This window comes from Rhodococcus sp. PSBB066, assembly GCF_017068255.1.
Lineage (GTDB): Bacteria > Actinomycetota > Actinomycetes > Mycobacteriales > Mycobacteriaceae > Rhodococcus > Rhodococcus aetherivorans.
In genome coordinates, this window is record NZ_CP070859.1 from 1,624,542 (window position 1) to 1,640,208 (window position 15,667).

15 protein-coding genes are annotated in these 15,667 nt (G+C 69.9%); 13 read left to right on the forward strand and 2 right to left on the reverse strand.

Features of this window, described 5'->3' with window-relative positions; all coding sequences use genetic code 11:
- The first annotated feature begins 31 nt into the window (after positions 1 to 31).
- From JYA75_RS07600 to fahA, 8 genes are all read left to right on the forward strand, one after another.
- Positions 32 to 313, forward strand: coding sequence for a hypothetical protein (locus JYA75_RS07600; RefSeq protein WP_006939834.1), 282 nt, complete (start codon positions 32 to 34; stop codon positions 311 to 313).
- A gap of 40 nt (positions 314 to 353) precedes the next feature.
- Positions 354 to 1,526: an acyl-CoA dehydrogenase family protein gene (locus JYA75_RS07605; RefSeq protein ID WP_029546407.1), complete on the forward strand. Its 1,173-nt coding sequence runs from the start codon at positions 354 to 356 to the stop codon at positions 1,524 to 1,526.
- Positions 1,527 to 1,555: 29 nt separating this feature from the next.
- A complete protein-coding gene (locus JYA75_RS07610; RefSeq protein WP_050035994.1) occupies positions 1,556 to 2,722 on the forward strand; it encodes an ABC transporter ATP-binding protein in 1,167 nt (388 codons plus the stop codon).
- 5 nt (positions 2,723 to 2,727) lie between these two features.
- Positions 2,728 to 4,461, forward strand: coding sequence for an iron ABC transporter permease (locus tag JYA75_RS07615; RefSeq protein ID WP_029546405.1), 1,734 nt, complete (start codon positions 2,728 to 2,730; stop codon positions 4,459 to 4,461).
- Positions 4,462 to 4,621: 160 nt separating this feature from the next.
- Positions 4,622 to 5,155, forward strand: coding sequence for a MarR family transcriptional regulator (locus JYA75_RS07620; protein WP_006939823.1), 534 nt, complete (start codon positions 4,622 to 4,624; stop codon positions 5,153 to 5,155).
- Between the two features lie 114 nt (positions 5,156 to 5,269).
- On the forward strand, positions 5,270 to 6,466 hold the full coding sequence (locus JYA75_RS07625; protein WP_006939821.1) for a cupin domain-containing protein: 1,197 nt from the start codon (positions 5,270 to 5,272) through the stop codon (positions 6,464 to 6,466).
- Positions 6,463 to 7,347 (forward strand): hypothetical protein, encoded by an 885-nt coding sequence (locus JYA75_RS07630; protein WP_065922001.1) that lies wholly within the window; start codon positions 6,463 to 6,465, stop codon positions 7,345 to 7,347. The genes JYA75_RS07625 and JYA75_RS07630 overlap by 4 nt, the downstream gene beginning before the upstream one ends.
- Positions 7,344 to 8,531 (forward strand): fumarylacetoacetase, encoded by a 1,188-nt coding sequence (fahA, locus tag JYA75_RS07635; protein WP_065922002.1) that lies wholly within the window; start codon positions 7,344 to 7,346, stop codon positions 8,529 to 8,531. Before JYA75_RS07630 ends, fahA begins: the two co-directional genes overlap by 4 nt.
- 86 nt (positions 8,532 to 8,617) lie before the next feature.
- On the opposite strand, the gene JYA75_RS07640 is transcribed toward fahA, so the two are convergent.
- Positions 8,618 to 9,343 carry an MOSC N-terminal beta barrel domain-containing protein gene (locus JYA75_RS07640; protein ID WP_203329846.1) on the reverse strand — a complete coding sequence of 242 codons (726 nt, stop codon included), beginning with the start codon at positions 9,341 to 9,343 and terminating at the stop codon, positions 8,618 to 8,620.
- Between the two features lie 84 nt (positions 9,344 to 9,427).
- Between JYA75_RS07640 and JYA75_RS07645 the strand changes: the two genes are divergently transcribed.
- The 5 genes from JYA75_RS07645 (at position 9,428) to JYA75_RS07665 (ending at position 15,105) form a co-directional block, all read left to right on the forward strand.
- On the forward strand, positions 9,428 to 10,402 hold the full coding sequence (locus JYA75_RS07645; RefSeq protein WP_006939812.1) for an LLM class F420-dependent oxidoreductase: 975 nt from the start codon (positions 9,428 to 9,430) through the stop codon (positions 10,400 to 10,402).
- Positions 10,403 to 10,579: 177 nt separating this feature from the next.
- The gene (locus JYA75_RS07650) at positions 10,580 to 11,491 is read left to right on the forward strand and encodes an alpha/beta hydrolase (protein ID WP_072636401.1); all 912 of its coding nucleotides are present in this window, start codon (positions 10,580 to 10,582) and stop codon (positions 11,489 to 11,491) included.
- Positions 11,492 to 11,501: 10 nt separating this feature from the next.
- Positions 11,502 to 12,302 (forward strand): enoyl-CoA hydratase, encoded by an 801-nt coding sequence (locus JYA75_RS07655; RefSeq protein ID WP_050035992.1) that lies wholly within the window; start codon positions 11,502 to 11,504, stop codon positions 12,300 to 12,302.
- A 56-nt stretch (positions 12,303 to 12,358) separates the two neighbouring features.
- On the forward strand, positions 12,359 to 13,876 hold the full coding sequence (locus JYA75_RS07660) for an acyl-CoA synthetase (protein WP_185713157.1): 1,518 nt from the start codon (positions 12,359 to 12,361) through the stop codon (positions 13,874 to 13,876).
- Between the two features lie 77 nt (positions 13,877 to 13,953).
- On the forward strand, positions 13,954 to 15,105 hold the full coding sequence (locus tag JYA75_RS07665; RefSeq protein WP_006939807.1) for an acyl-CoA dehydrogenase family protein: 1,152 nt from the start codon (positions 13,954 to 13,956) through the stop codon (positions 15,103 to 15,105).
- Between the two features lie 36 nt (positions 15,106 to 15,141).
- Here JYA75_RS07665 and JYA75_RS07670 read toward each other — a convergent pair whose 3' ends face one another.
- Complete coding sequence (locus JYA75_RS07670) at positions 15,142 to 15,606, reverse strand: MarR family transcriptional regulator (RefSeq protein WP_006939806.1); 465 nt, start codon at positions 15,604 to 15,606, stop codon at positions 15,142 to 15,144.
- Positions 15,607 to 15,667 lie beyond the last annotated feature (61 nt).

The following is a 15,667-nucleotide window of genomic DNA, read 5'->3' on the forward strand; positions in this document are numbered from 1 at the left end:
CGGTACGGACCTGACACGAGAGGAACTTCCGATGAACGTCGGTGAACGTTTGAAGAGCGCGGTGTGCACCGCGGAGGTCATCGTCGTCCGTATCGACGACGGCGCGACGGGGCCGCTGCTGTGCGGCGGCGAGCCGATGAGTGCGGATGCGGCGCCGGCCGCACCCGCGCAGGGCGGCGAGCTTCTCATGGGTAAGCGCTACTCCGGTGGCGGCGTCGAGGTCGTGGTCGTGCGCGGCGGCGCCGGGCCGCTCGCGGTCGGCGACGAGGTCCTCAGCCAGAAGCAGGCGAAGCCCCTCCCGTCCTCGGACTGACCGGGCACCCGGCGCTCCCTCATCCACGAAAGGCGACAGCATGATTCTCGGAACCTCGGCCGCGGCAGAGGACACCGCGTTGCTCACCGACACCATCCGCTCGGTGATCCGTCGGACGGACCCGGTCGACGGACGCGCGGAGCGCGTATACCGCGACGGTCCGGTCGATCGTGACCTGTGGGCCGTGCTGGGCACCGAGATCGGCGTGGGTGCACTCGCCGTTCCGGAGGCCGCCGGTGGTCTCGGCGCGTCGTTCGCCGACGTCGCCGCCGTCCTCGAGCTGCTCGGTGCGGAACTGTGCAGGGTCCCGGTCCTCAGCGGCGTCGTTGCCGCCGCGGCGTTGTCGCGCTGCGACGGCGCGCCGCGTGCCGCGGAGCTGCTCGCCGGCATCGCGACGGGGGAGACCGTCGTCGCCACGGTGGTCACCGCACCGGGTACGGACCCCGGATTTCGGGCTGAACACGTGGGTGACGACGTGTTCGTGACGGGCCGAGCCGGTTTCGTCGTGGATGGCGACGTCGCCGACACCGTGCTGATGCCCGCCGCCGACGAATCCGGGAAGGTGGGCCTCTACGCCGTCGACGCAACCGTGCTCACGACCGAGCGGATGGACACTACCGATGCGACCCGGATCCTGTCCCGGGTTCGTGCCGAGGCCGCCCCGGCGACCGTCCTCGCGGAGCGCGCTCCACTCGGGTGGATCCACGACAGGGCAGTCGTGGCCCTCGCGTGCGAGAGCCTGGGCGTCGCGCGTACCTGCCTGGCCAATGCCGTCGACTACGCCGGCCGGCGCGTCCAGTTCGGCCGCGTCATCGGCGGATTCCAGGCGATCAAGCACATGCTCGCCGAGGTCTCCGTGGCCGTCGAACTCGCCGAGTCCGCCGTTGCCCACGCCGTGTGGGCCGTCGTGGAGGGGAGCGACGACGATCTGGCCGAGGCCGCTGCGATCGCAGCCCTCGCCTGCGGGGACGCCGCACGCCTCGCCGTCGAGAAGAACGTCCAGGTGCACGGCGGCATCGGCTTCACCTGGGAACACACCGCACACCTGTACTACCGCCGTGCTCTGACTTCCGGCGTCCTGTGGGGGAGCGGTGACGATCATGCCCAGCGCCTCTATGCTCTGGCCGCGGCAGGCGCCGCGACAAGCAGCGAGGCATCCACCGATCCGAGGCAGGAGCCGGCATCCGCCGTGCTCTCCTCCACCGAGTCCTGAACCCCGCTCGTTCAGAAAGCGAGTACACCGTGTCCCACGTCTCCGTACGCCAGCTGCTCAAGAACTTCGACGGAAAACCACCCACCGTCGCCGTCGACCACCTCGACCTCGAGATCGAGGACGGCGAATTCCTCGTGCTGCTCGGCCCGTCGGGCTGCGGCAAGACCACGACACTCCGCTGCCTCGCGGGCCTCGAACAGCCGGCCGGAGGCTCCATCACCCTCGGCGACCAGGTGGTGTTCGACCGGCAGCGCGGCATCAACCTCACCCCGGACAAGCGGTTCATCGGAATGGTGTTCCAGTCCTACGCTCTGTGGCCGCACATGACTGTGCGCAAGAACATCGCCTATCCGCTCAAGTCCCGCAAGCTCACCGACGCTCTCGCGAGCGGGCGCGTCGAGGAGACCGCGGCGCTGGTGGACTGCGAGCGGTTGCTCGACCGTCTCCCCGCCGAGCTGTCCGGCGGTCAGCAGCAGCGCGTGGCTCTGGCCCGCGGCTTGGTCTCCCACCCTGACCTGGTGCTGTTCGACGAGCCGCTGAGCAACCTCGACGCCCGCCTGCGCGACCAGGTGCGCGCGGAGCTCCACGACCTGCACCAGCGCAAGCCGTTCACCGCGGTGTTCGTCACGCACGACCAGAGCGAAGCCCTCGCTCTGGGAACCCGGATGGCGATCATGAGGTCGGGCAGCATCGTCCAGATGGGCCCGCCCCGCGAGGTCTTCGAGGAGCCGGTCGACGAGTACGTCGCGGGTTTCACCGGCATGTCGAACCGGGTCCCGTGCGAGTACGTCGACGGCCGCTGGTACGCGTTGGGCACCGAGATCCACGGCATGCAGCCGCGTGCGGCCGCGTCGGTCGGCTCGTTCGTGGTGCGCCTGCGCCCCGAAAAAGTACGCCTGGTCCCGGACGTGGCGGACCTGCAGCCCGGCGAGGCGGGCATGTTCGTCAACGTCGACGACGTCGAGTACGGTGGCCTGCACCTGGACGTCATGCTCTCGGTCGCGGTCGAGGGCTCCCGACGCCGCCAGTTGCACGCCCGCGTCGCGACGTTCGATTCGTTCCGCGCACCGCGGCTGATCGAACGCGATGCGCGGATGGTTCTCGCCTTCGACCCGATCGACGGGCGCACCTTCGACACCGACGGCAGGGCGCTGCCGATGGATCAGCAGGCGCTCGTCAGCGCCCTGGTGGGGTGAGGGCGATGGCGATTCTGACACTGCCACGGACCGAGGAGCACGAGTCCGTCACAACCGCCCCGAACGGCATGCGGAATACGGCGGTGCGCGCCGGGGCACGCCGAATGGGTGTCGTCGCGTTCACCGCGTTGCTCGCCTACCTGGTCGTCCTCCCGATCGTGCGCCTGCAACTGACCGCGTTCGAGGACGGCGCTGCCGGTTACTCGCGGGCATTCGGATTGTCGCGTATCGGTCAGATCCTCTGGTACACGCTCGGATTGGCGATCGGATCACTGGCCATCGCGATGGTGCTGGGAACCGCTCTGGCGTGGGCGGCCAGCCGCCTGCCCCGCCGATTCGCGTTCCTCGAAGTCCTGCCGATTCTGCCCATCGTCATTCCGGCTGTCGCCTCGATCGTCGGCTGGGCGTTTCTGCTGTCGCCGCGGCCCGGCTACCTCAACGCCATGCTGCGGAATCTGCCGTGGTGGTCGCACCTCGAGGAAGGCCCGGTCGACATCTACTCGATCGAGTGGATCGTCATCATCACCGGCTTCTCGCTGAGTTCGTTCGTCTTCATGTTCGTCCGCTCCGGATTCGAGAACATCAACTCCGAGATGATCGAGGCCGCACAGGTTTCCGGCATGCCGGAATGGAAGGTCTTTTTCAGGATCACCCTTCCGCTGCTGCGCCCGACCCTCATCTACGGCTCCGGTGTCGCGCTGCTGCTCGGTCTCGGCCAGTTCACCGGACCACTGCTTCTGGGCACCAACTCCGGCGTCAGCGTGCTCACGACCGAGATGTACTTCCAGATCAGTGACAGTCCCGCGCAGTTCGCGACCGCCGCAGCGCTCGGCTCACCGCTGCTCGTCGTCGGTGTCGTCGTGGTGTTCGCGCAGAAGGCGATGCTCGGAAATCAGCGTCGGTTCGTCACGCACGGCGGCAAGGCGTTCAAATCACAGGGTCGGCCCTCCAAGGCCGGCGTCGCGGTGATCCTGGTGTTCTCGCTGCTGTCGACGATCCTGCCGCTGCTCGCCCTGGTGTTCGTCGCGCTGTCCCGATACTGGCGCGGCACCATCGACTTCTCGACCCTGACGTTCGACAACTTCCGCACGATCTTCTCCGGCACGGCCGTGCCGGCCGCGGTCGGCAACAGCTTGATGTTCTCGTTCGCGGCCATGGCGATCGTGCTGCCGCTCGGCTTCGTCGCGGCCGGCCTGATCGTGCGCGGCCAGCGCTACCCGGCCCTTCGCCTCCTCGTCGACGTTCTGGTATCGATGCCGCTCGGAGTTCCAGCCGTGATCTTCGGCGCAGCGTTCCTGCTGACCTACACCACCGGTCCGATCATCCTGTACGGCACGCCGTGGGTCGTGATTCTGGTGTACGTCACGCTCATGCTGCCGTTCGCGACCCGCATGCAGCTGTCGTCGATGCTCGCGCTCGGCGACAGCTACCTCGAAGCGTCCCGCGTCAGCGGCGCGGGCTTCGTCACCACGAATGTGAAGATCCTGCTGCCGCTCATGCGCGGCAGCTTGGGCGGCACCGCGGCACTGCTGTTCGTGCTGCTCACCCACGAGTTCACGGCGTCGCTGCTCGTGCGCGCGTCCCGGACCCAGGTCATGGGCACCATCCTGTTCGAGTACTGGTCCAACGGCGGGTACCCGCTGGTGGCCGCCGTGGCCCTCGTGATGACGGGCGTGACCGCCGTGGGTGTCACTGCGGCGATGCTCGCCGGCGGCGCGGACGCGATGAGCAAGATGTGACATGTCCCCGGACCGCCCGGCCGACCACGTGTCGGCCGGGCGGTCGTGCGTTCTGCCCGATTGTGCGGTGCCGACACACAACGGCGGACAGCCCGGGTTTCCGTATCGGAATTGATTAACACATATACTAACGCGGCCGTCCTCGGATAAGGTGGCGCCCATGACCGAAGCGGACGCCCGCGACCTCGACTACTGGTCCTTCGTCGAACTCGCGAACCGGCGCCTGAGCAGCCGATACGGCGATTACCACGAGCAGGCCACCGAGGTGCTGCTGACCCTCAACCGGGCCTCCGACATCGTCACGTACGACCTGGAGGCGGCCGTGCACCGCCCGAGGGGGCGGTCGTGGTCGGCGTACCGCCTGATGTTCGTCACCTGGCTTGCCGGCCCCATCGAGCCGAAGGTGGCCGCCAAGCTCACCGGCATGAGCCGCGCCGCTGTCTCCAATCTGGCGAAACCGCTGGTCGAGGCCGGCCTGCTGGCTCGCACCCCGGATCCGGAGGACGGCCGGTCGGTCCGCTTGTCGCTCACCGAGGCCGGCGAGCGGGAGATCGTGGAGACGTTCCGCGCCCAGAACGAGCGCGAGGCCGCCTGGGTCGATGTGCTGACCGAGGCGGAGCAGCAGATCCTCGTCATGCTGCTCAACAAGCTCATCACCAAGCGCAGCCGGTTCGATATGCGCGACCGCAACTGACAACCGATCTTCCCGATGTGGTTGCGCTCACGTCCGAAAACTAGTTAAGGTATTTACTAACACCGCGGGGGATCTCCGCGGATCAGCCACCCAGAGCCCGAGGAGCGGAATCTCATGGCGTTCTATCGACAGCTCGGCGTCATCCCGCCGAAGCGGCACACGCAGCACCGCAACGAGGACGGCGGGCTGTTCTACGAGGAGCTGATGGGCGAGGAGGGCTTCTCCTCGGACTCGGCGCTGCTCTACCACCGCCACATCCCGTCGGCCATCGTCGACGCGACCGAGTGGAAGCTGCCCGAGCAGGCCACCACCCCGAACCACCCCCTCAAGCCGCGCCACCTGAAGCTGCACGATCTGTTCCCGGAGACCGTCTGGGCCGAGACCGACGTCGTCACCGGCCGCCGGCTGATCCTCGGCAACGCGGACGTGCGCCTCTCCTACGTCGTCTCGACGAAGGAGTCGCCGCTCTACCGCAACGTCGTCGGCGACGAGATGGTCTACGTCGAGTCCGGCACCGCCCGCGTCGAGACCGTTTTCGGTGTGCTCGACGCGAAGGCCGGCGACTACGTGCTGCTGCCGATGGCCACCACGCACCGCTGGATCCCCACCGGCGACGAGCCGCTGCGCGCCTATGTCATCGAGGCCAACAGCCACATCGTCCCGCCGAAGCGCTTCCTGTCGCGGTTCGGCCAGTTCCTCGAGCACGCGCCGTTCTGCGAGCGCGACCTGCACGGCCCGACCGAGCTGATCCAGGTGGAGGACACCAACGTCGAGGTCCTGGTCAAGCACCGCACCTCGCACGGCATCGTCGGCACCCGCTACCTCGTGCCCAACCACCCGTTCGACGTCGTCGGCTGGGACGGCTGCCTGTACCCGTACACCTTCAGCATCCACGACTACGAGCCCATCACCGGCCGAGTCCACCAGCCGCCGCCGGCGCACCAGGCGTTCGAGGGCAACAACTTCGTCATCTGCAACTTCGTGCCCCGCAAGGTGGACTACCACCCGCTGGCGATCCCGGTGCCGTACTACCACTCCAACGTCGACTCCGACGAGATCATGTTCTACTGCGGCGGCGACTACGAGGCCCGCAAGGGCTCCGGCATCGGCCAGGGTTCGATCTCCGTCCATCCCGGCGGCCACGCCCACGGTCCGCAGCCCGGTGCCTACGAGCGGAGCATCGGCGTCGACTTCTTCGACGAGCTCGCCGTCATGGTGGACACGTTCCGGCCGCTCGAACTCGGCGAGGGTGCGCTCGCGTGCGAGGATGCGGCCTACGCCGGAAGCTGGAACCGGGGGCTGCAGAAGTGAGCACTCTCGGAGCCCTGCTGACGGAACTGTGCGACGACGCCGCGCTGTTCCCGCCCGGCAACGCCCCGCTCGATCGCGCCCTGCCGGCCCACGCCGCGCACCGCGTCGCCGACCATGCCGGGCTGGTGGGCACGTTCGTGTTCCCGGCGCCGCGGATCCCGGAGTTGCTCGAGGCACTCGGACAGCGCCCGTTCGGGGGCGACCTCACCCTGAGCCTGACCGTTCCGGGCGGGCCGTCCGCGGTCGTTCCCGCGATGGAGAGCCTGCGCGACGTCGACGGCGTCACCGTGGCCGCCCTCGAGATCGCCGTGCCCGCCGGGGAGAGCCCCGCCGGTGTGCTCGTCGCCCTCGACCTGATCGCCGCCGAGTACCCCGGAGTCGCACTGTTCGTGGAGGTCCCGCGCGACGAGCGCCGCGCCGAGATCCTCCAGGGACTCGTGGGGTCGCGTTACGCGGCGAAGTTCCGCACGGGCGGGGTCGTCGCGGAGGCGTACCCCGACGAACGGGAACTCGCCGACGCCCTCTCGACCGTGGTCCGCACGAAGGTCCCCTTCAAGGCCACGGCGGGCCTGCACCACGCGGTCCGCAACACCGACCCGCACACCGGATTCGAACAGCACGGATTCCTCAACGTGCTCGCCGCCGTCGACGCCGTGCTCGACGGTGCGGACACCGCGGCCGTCGCGGCGGTGCTCGCCGACCGGGACGGCGCCGGCCTCGCCGCCCGACTGCGCGACCTGTCGCCTACTCGAATCGAAGAGCTGCGCAACAGCTTCCGCTCGTTCGGCACCTGCAGCATTGCGGAGCCGCTCGCCGATCTCGTCGAGGTCGGCCTGGCCCCGTCGACGATGTCCCCGATCACCGAAGGATCCCTTGCATGACCGTCATCGACATTCCGGAAGGTTCGCTCTTCGGCGCGAACAACCTGCCCTACGGTGTGTTCTCCACGGCCGGAACGGAGCCCCGCGTCGGTGTGCGCGTCGGTGACTCCGTCCTCGACCTCTCCGTCGTGTTCGACGACCCCGCCTTCGCCGAGCCCACCCTCAACGCCTTCATGGCGCAGGGCCGCGCCCGCTGGGACGAGGTGCGCGCCGCGCTGCAGAGCCTGGTCACCGGGGACGTGCCCGCCGAGGCCGTGCACGCCGTCGCGGACGTCGAACTGCACCTGCCGATCGAGGTCGCCGACTACGTCGATTTCTACGCGTCGGAGAACCACGCGTCGAACCTCGGACGGCTGTTCCGGCCCGACAACCCGTCGCCGCTGATGCCGAACTGGAAGCACCTGCCGGTCGGCTACCACGGCCGGTCGAGCACCGTCGTCGTTTCCGGCGTGGACATCGTGCGCCCGTGTGGCCAGCGCAAGGGCCCCAACGATCCGGCGCCCGTCTTCGGTCCGTCGATCCGTCTCGACATCGAGGCCGAGATGGGCTTCGTCGTCGGTGTCGGCTCGCCGATGGGATCGTCGATCACCCCGGACGAGTTCGCCGACCACTGCTTCGGGGCCGTCATCCTCAACGACTGGTCGGCCCGTGACATCCAGGCGTGGGAGTACGTGCCGCTCGGCCCGAACCTCGGCAAGTCCTTCGCGACCTCGATCTCCCCGTGGGTCGTGCCGCTGGCCGCACTCGAGGCCGCCCGCGTCGACACCCCGGTGCAGGACCCGGAGCCGCTGCCGTACCTGAAGGGCACCGAGAAGTGGGGCCTGGACATCGATCTCGAGGTCGAATGGAACGGCCACGTCGTCTCGCGTCCGCCGTACGCCCAGATGTACTGGTCGCCGGCGCAAATGCTCGCGCACACGTCCGTCAACGGTGCCGCCACCCGCACCGGCGATCTGTTCGGATCCGGCACCATCTCCGGGCCGGACAAGGACCAGCGCGGCGCGTTCATCGAACTCACCTGGGGCGGTAAGGAACCGGTTCAGGTCGGCGACGAGACCCGCACCTTCCTCGAGGACGGCGACGAGATCGCGATCTCCGCGACCGCGCCGGGTCCGGACGGCACCCGAATCGGCTTCGGCGAGGTCCGCACCCGCATCCTGCCCGCGAAGGACGCCGGCCGCTGAGCCGACTCTCCCCGGATCCGCGCGCCGGTTCGACAGCGGCGCGGTGCATACCGCGTGTCGACGTCCGGTCGGCGCGCGGATCCGTTTCAGCGGATGATCAGCGAATCACCCACGGCCAGCACGCCGTCCGATGCCACGTCGGCGTAGACGCCGATGCAGGGGGCGGGCTTGCCGCCCGCCCGGTTCGGGACGCGGTTGCGGTCGGTGACGGTGCGCAGCATGTCGCGCCGGGCCGGCACCTCCTGGTGCGGCAGCGTCACCATCACACACCGCGCCGTGCGCTGCGTCGGCACGAGCGCGACGGAACCGGCCTCGACACGCCGGCCCAGCCAGTCGTCCTCGACGAACCCGGTGTCGTCGGTCGAGACCACGAGGTTGGGCCGGAAGCGGCGCAGCGCGACACCGGCGGTGTCGCCCGTGCCGAGCGCCTCCACGGCGGCCGTCGTGAGCAGGTGCAGCGGCGCCTCGTCGTAGGTGCGGGGGCGGGCCTCCAGGGTCAACGCACGCCCGGTCAGCTCGGACAGCAGCCCGGGGGTGCGCGGGTCGTCGCCGCGGGTGCACCGGCCGTCGGGCAGCGTGATCTCGAGGACGGACGGATCCGACGGGTCGGCGTCGTCGAGCAGGCGGGCACGGCACTCGAGCAGCCGCGACCAGGCCCGCACCTTCTTCGCTGACGCGACGGTGCCGGTCTCGGCGTCGATCACCGCCCACATGTGGTCGCCGCGCAGCCCGTCGGACTCGATCGCCGCCGACTGCAGTTGCTCGCCGCCGAACGACTTGACCGGGTAACGCCAGAGCTGAGAGACCTGCACAACGGGCCAGCATACGGACCGGTGTGTCCTTCGGGCGGTCGTGGCAGCCCGAAGGACGCACCGGCGCAGCCTAAGGTGTGGCGTATGAGCGATGATGCGACGCCGCGCCGTTGGGGCCTGACTATCCCTCTCGACGGCATTTCCCTGCCGGATCAGCGAAACCTGATCGCCGAACTGCCCGACCTCGGCTACACCGACGTGTGGTCGTCCGAGAGCAGCGTGGCCGACGCCTTCACGCCCCTGGCGCTGGCGAGTGTGTGGGCGCCGACGCTGCGCCTGGGCACCGCGATCGTCCCGGTGTTCACGCGCGGCCCGGCCACCCTGGCGATCTCCGCGGCCACTCTCGCCGCCGCCGCCCCGGGCCGCTTCGTCCTCGGCGTCGGAACCTCGTCCAACGTGATCGTCGAGAAGTGGAACAGCACCCCGTTCGAGGAGCCGTTCAAGCGGGCCCGCGACACGCTGCAGTTCCTGCGCGCCGCGCTCGCCGGTGAGAAGGTCACCCACAAGTACGACACGTTCGAGGTCAGCGGGTTCCGGGCCGGCCTCGTCCCCGATCCCGCCCCGCCCCTGCTGCTCGCCGCCCTGCGGCCCGGCATGCTGCGCCTCGCCGGACGCGAGGCCGACGGTGCGATCGTCAACTGGCTCTCGGCCGACGACGTGCGCACCGTCGCGCCGTACGTGCACGAGGGTGGAGCGGGCAAGGAGATCGTCGCCCGCATCTTCGTGCTGCCCGGCTTCGACGCCGAGACCGCCCGCAGCATCGGCCGTCGCATGATCGCCGCCTACATGAACGTCCCCGTCTACCGCGCCTTCCACGAATTCCTGGGCCGCAGCGAGGATTTCGAGGGCATGTGGCGGCTGTGGGGGGAGGGGGAGCGGTCGGCGGCCCTCGCCGCGATCCCGGATCACGTGGTGGACCAGCTGGTCGTGCACGGGCCGCCGGAGGCGTGCCGGGAGCACATCGAACGGTACGTCGAGGCGGGTGTGACCACCCCCGTGATCGCGATGACCACCGCGGGCGATCCTACGGAGATGATCCGGGCCCTCGCCCCACGCTGAGTGCCGGATCCGCGCCGGGCGGTCGACCGCGAATCGAGCGCGCCACTGTCCGGGAACCGTGCGGCAGTTCCGTGCCGATCGGTTCGGCGCCGAGCGTCGTCACGATTCGGTCGCGGCGGTAACGTCCCCGTCGGGCACCGACGACATTCCGGGCAGATCGACCGCTGGGAGGCCGCGATGCCTGGACCGGATCTGCGTCGGGTGACCGTCGCCGCCGACGACGGCCTGCCCCTGTCGGTGCGGGTGCACGGACCCGCCGACGCGCCCGTCACGGTCGTGCTGGTGCACGGGCACTGCCTGCGCACCGACAGCTGGTCGGCGGTGCGCGAGCGCCTTGCCGGGCAGGCCGGCGCGGCGGTCCGCATCGTCGCCTACGACCAGCGCGGTCACGGCCGGTCGGGGGTCGGCGCGCCCGAGACGTACACCATCGAGCAGCTCGCCCACGACCTCGACGCCGTGCTGCGCACCGTCGTGCCCCGCGGGCCCGTGGTGCTGGCGGGGCACTCGATGGGCGGGATGGTGGCGATGGCCTACGCACGGCTGTACCCGGAGGCGATCGGCAGCCGCGTCGTCGCCGCCGCGCTCGTCGCGACCGCGGCGAGCGGCCTGGCCGACCTGGGGCTCGGCCGCTACCTGCGGCACCCGGCGGTGTCCGTGCTGCACCGCGCGGTGCGACGGGCACCGCGGGTGATGCAGGGATCGATGCGCGTCGGCGGGCGGATGTGCGCGCCGGTGGTCCGTCGCGGCACCACGGACTCGTGGGCGCGTTCGCTGGCGACGACCCTGACGAACGAGACGTCGATCGTGACGCTCTCGCGTTTCCTAGCGGCGTTCGCGGTGCTGGACGAGTCGGCGGCGCTGGCCGTGCTCGCGGCGATCCCGGTCCTGGTGGTCGGCGGGTCGGCCGACGAGCTGACCCCGTTCGCGCATTCGCGGGCCATCGCCGCGCGGCTGCCGGCCGCCGAACTGGTGCGGGTCGACGGCGCGGGGCACTCGCTCATCGTCGAGCGCGCCGACGAGGTGGCGGCCGCGCTGCTGCGACTGCTCACCCACGTTCGGGGGGTGGCCACCCCCGTCGGGGTCGTGTAGGCAGGAGCACATGACCGACACGCGCACCGACCAGCCCGCCGCCGTTCTCATCGCTGTCGACGAGGCCTCCGGCATCGGCCTGCTCACCCTGAACCGTCCCGATCAGCGAAACCCGTTGTCCGCGGCGGCGATGCGCGAGGTCACGATGGGACTGCGCGCGCTGTCCGCGGAGTCCGCGACCCGGGTGATCGTGATCCGCGCCGAGGGACCGGTGTTCTCCGCCGGTCACGACCTGCGCGAGATGATCGGCCGCACCCTCGAGGACGAGCGGGTCATCTTCGACACCTGCACCGAGATGATGCAGACCGTGCAGTCGGTGCCGCAGCCGGTGATCGCGTCGGTGCAGGGTGCGGCCGTCGCGGCCGGGTGCCAGCTGGTGGCGTCGTGCGACCTGGCGGTCGCGTCGTCGGACGCGGTGTTCGGCACCCCGGGGGTGAAGATCGGCCTGTTCTGCTCCACGCCGATGGTCGCGCTCAGCCGCGCGGTGGGGCGCAAGCGGGCCATGCAGATGCTGCTCACGGGCGAAACCATCGATGCGGAGACGGCCGCGGACTGGGGGCTGGTCAACTTCGTCGTCGACCCGGCGGCGCTGGAAACCGAGACCGCCGCGCTGGCCGCGAAGATCGTCTCGGCGTCGCCGGCGACGGTGCGGATCGGCAAGGAGGCCTTCTACCGGCAGATCGAGCTGCCGCAGGAGCAGGCCTACGAGGCGATGGCCGAGACCATGGCGACCAACGCGATGATCTGCGACGCGCAGGAGGGCATGACCGCGTTCGTGGAGAAGCGCCGTCCCGTATGGCAGGGCCGCTAGGCTTATCGAGCGTTAAGTCTGGACCATTGGTTGGACGTCCTATAACGTGTCCGATCATGAGCTCAGACGCGCGCGCGAACACCGTCGACGGCGTGCTGCACCGCAGCGCCGCCCGCTTCCCCCACCGCACCGCCCTGCGGTTCGGCGACCGCACCCTCACCTACCGTGAACTCGACGACGCGGTCACCCGGGCGGCCGCCCGGCTGCGCGCGCTGGGCCTGGACCAGGGCGATCGCGTCGCCGCGTACGGCACCAACTCCGACGCCTACGTCGTCGGGTACCTCGCCGTCGTCCGGGCCGGCCTGGTACACGTGCCGATCAACTACGCGCTGCGCGGCGAGGAGCTGAGCTACCTGCTCGGCCAGTCCGGGGCGCGTGCCGTCCTCGTCGACCCCGCCCTGGCCGGCAACCTCGAGCAGGTGCTCGCCGACGTCCCGGCCGAACACGTCCTGCCGCTACGCGACGCCGACGACTCGCTGCTCACCGCCGCGTGCGCGGGCGAGGTTCCGGAACTCGACGTGACCGTCTCCGACGCCGACCTCGTGCAGTTGCTCTACACCTCCGGCACCACGTCGAAGCCCAAGGGCGCCATGATGCCCCACCGGGCGCTGGTGCACGAGTACACCTCGTCGATCGTCGCGCTGGACCTGGCTGCGGACGACAACCCGCTGGTCTGCATGCCGCTCTACCACTCGGCCGGCATGCACGTGTTCATGATGCCGTACCTGGCCGTCGGCGCCACGATCACGCTGCTGCCCGCCCCTGACATCCCGGAGATCCTCCGGCTCGTCGAGTCCGAGCGCATCGGCTCGCTGTTCCTCGCCCCCACGGTGTGGGTGCCGCTGGCGAACCACCCCGACCTCGAGACCCGCGATCTGTCGTCGTTGCGCAAGGCCCAGTACGGCGCGTCGATCATGCCCGTCACCGTGCTGAACCGGCTCCGCGGGCGCTACCCCGACCTGGGGTTCTACAACTGCTTCGGTCAATCCGAGATCGGTCCGCTGGCAACGGTTCTGCGCCCGGAGGAGCACGAGGACCGGCCGTCGTCGTGCGGGAGGGCGGTGCTGTTCGTCGAGACCCGCGTCGTCGACGCCGACGGCAACGACGTGCCCGACGGTGAGTCCGGCGAGGTGCTGTACCGGTCGCCGCAGCTGTGCCTGGGCTACTGGGAGAACCCGGAGGCCACCGCGGAAGCGTTCCGCGACGGCTGGTTCCACTCCGGCGACCTCGTCACGCGCGACGCCGAGGGCTACATCACCGTCGTCGACCGCATCAAGGACGTCATCAACACCGGCGGCATCCTCGTCGCCTCCCGGGAGGTGGAGGACGCGCTCTACACCCACGAGGCCGTCGCCGAGGTGGCGGTCATCGGCACGCCCGACGAGAAGTGGATCGAGGCCGTCACCGCCGTCGTCGTGCTGCGCGACGGCGCGGATGTCGACGAGCGCGAGCTGATCGACCACGTCAAGCAGCGGCTCGCGCCGTTCAAGGTGCCGAAGCTCGTCCGGTTCGTGGACACGTTGCCGCGCAACCAGAGTGGCAAGCTGCTCAAGCGCGAGCTGCGCACCACGTGACCGAATGTCACATGAGTTCGATCGAAGTGAAGCGGTGTGACATTCGGTCGCACGCGACGGAAGGCCGAAGGACACCGATGGTCAAGAAGCACGTGCCGTCCTGGCACGACGACGAGGTACAGGCGGTCTCCGAACTCGCCCGTGACTTCTTCGAGCGCGAGGTGATGGCCCGCGCCGAGAAGTGGGACGCGCAGCGGCGCATCGATCGCGACGTGTGGCTCGCCGCAGGCAAGCTCGGGCTGCTGCTGTGCTCGGTGCCGGAGGAGTACGGCGGCGGTGGGGGCACCTTCGCCCACGATCTGGCCGTCTTCGAGGCGCAGGGCTACTCGGGTGACCTCGCACTGGGCATCTCGGTGCACAGCGGCATCGTCGCCCACTACATCCTCGAGTACGGCAGCGAGGAGCAGAAGCGGACCTGGTTGCCCGGCATGGCCACCGGTGAGATCCTCGGCGCGATCGGCATGACCGAGCCGGGCGCCGGCTCGGACCTCAAGGCCATCAAGACCACCGCGATCCGCGACGGCGACACATACGTGGTCAACGGCTCGAAGACCTTCATCACCAACGGCTCGTCGGCCGACGTCATCGTGCTCGCCGTCAAGACCGACCCCAAGGCCGGTGCCAAGGGCGTGTCCCTGCTCATCGTCGACCTGCGCGACTGCCCCGGCTTCGCGGTCGGGCGGGTGCTGGACAAGGTCGGCCAGCACGGCGCCGACACCTCCGAGCTGTCGTTCACCGACGTGCGGGTGCCGGTGGCGAACCTGCTCGGCGGGAGCGAGGGGCAGGGCTTCGCGCAGCTGATGGCGCAGCTGGTGCAGGAGCGGCTGATCATCGGCGCGCAGGCGGCCGGCGCGATGGAGCGCGCGGTCGAGGAGACCGTCCGCTACACGAAGGAGCGGCAGGCGTTCGGGCACAGCCTGTTCGAGTTCCAGAACACCGCGTTCGAGCTGGCGGAGTGCCGGACCATCGCCCGGACGTGCCAGGTGTTCCTGGATCACTGCATCGAGCAGCACCTGAAGGGCGAGCTCGACGACGCGGACGCCGCGATGGTCAAGTACTGGCTGACCGACAGGCAGTGCGAGGTGATCGACCGCTGCGTGCAGCTGCACGGCGGCTACGGCTACATGCGCGAGTACCTGATCGCGCGGATGTACGAGGACGCCCGCGTGCAGCGGATCTACGCAGGCGCCAACGAGGTGATGAAGCAGATCATCGCCCGCTCCCTCTGAGCCCGCCCCGGGTGGAGGGTTCCCGCGAGGAACCCTTCACCTGCCGGCCTGCCGGGTGTGGTGGGCCAGCACCTTCGCGAGCAGGACGGCGAGCTGGTCGCGCTCGGTCGGGTCGAGCGGCGCGAACGCCTCGTCCTGCGCCGCGACGAGCACGTCGTCGAGGGTGCGCAGGTGCTGCCGCCCGCGGCGGGTGACGCTGATGATGTTGCGGCGCCGATCGGTGGGATCGGGGCTGCGGTCGACGAGCCGCCGGTCGGCCAGCTCGTTGACGGTGGCGACGATGTCGCTGCGGTCCATCCCCGCGCGACGGCCGAGATCCGTCTGACACAGCGAGCCGTACTCCTCGAGTGCCGCGAGCGCGCGGTAGTGGTAGCCGCGGGCGTCGGCCTGGCCGAGCCGGTCGACCACCACCCGGTGCACGTGGCGGGCGGATTGGGTCAGCAGCCAGCTCGGGAGCCGCTCGAGCCTCGTGGGCGCGGTCGAAATGTCTGGGTCGGACATGCCACCAGGGTACGGTTCGACGGCCGGAATTCCGACGGTCAGCCGTCGGCGCCGCGGCAGC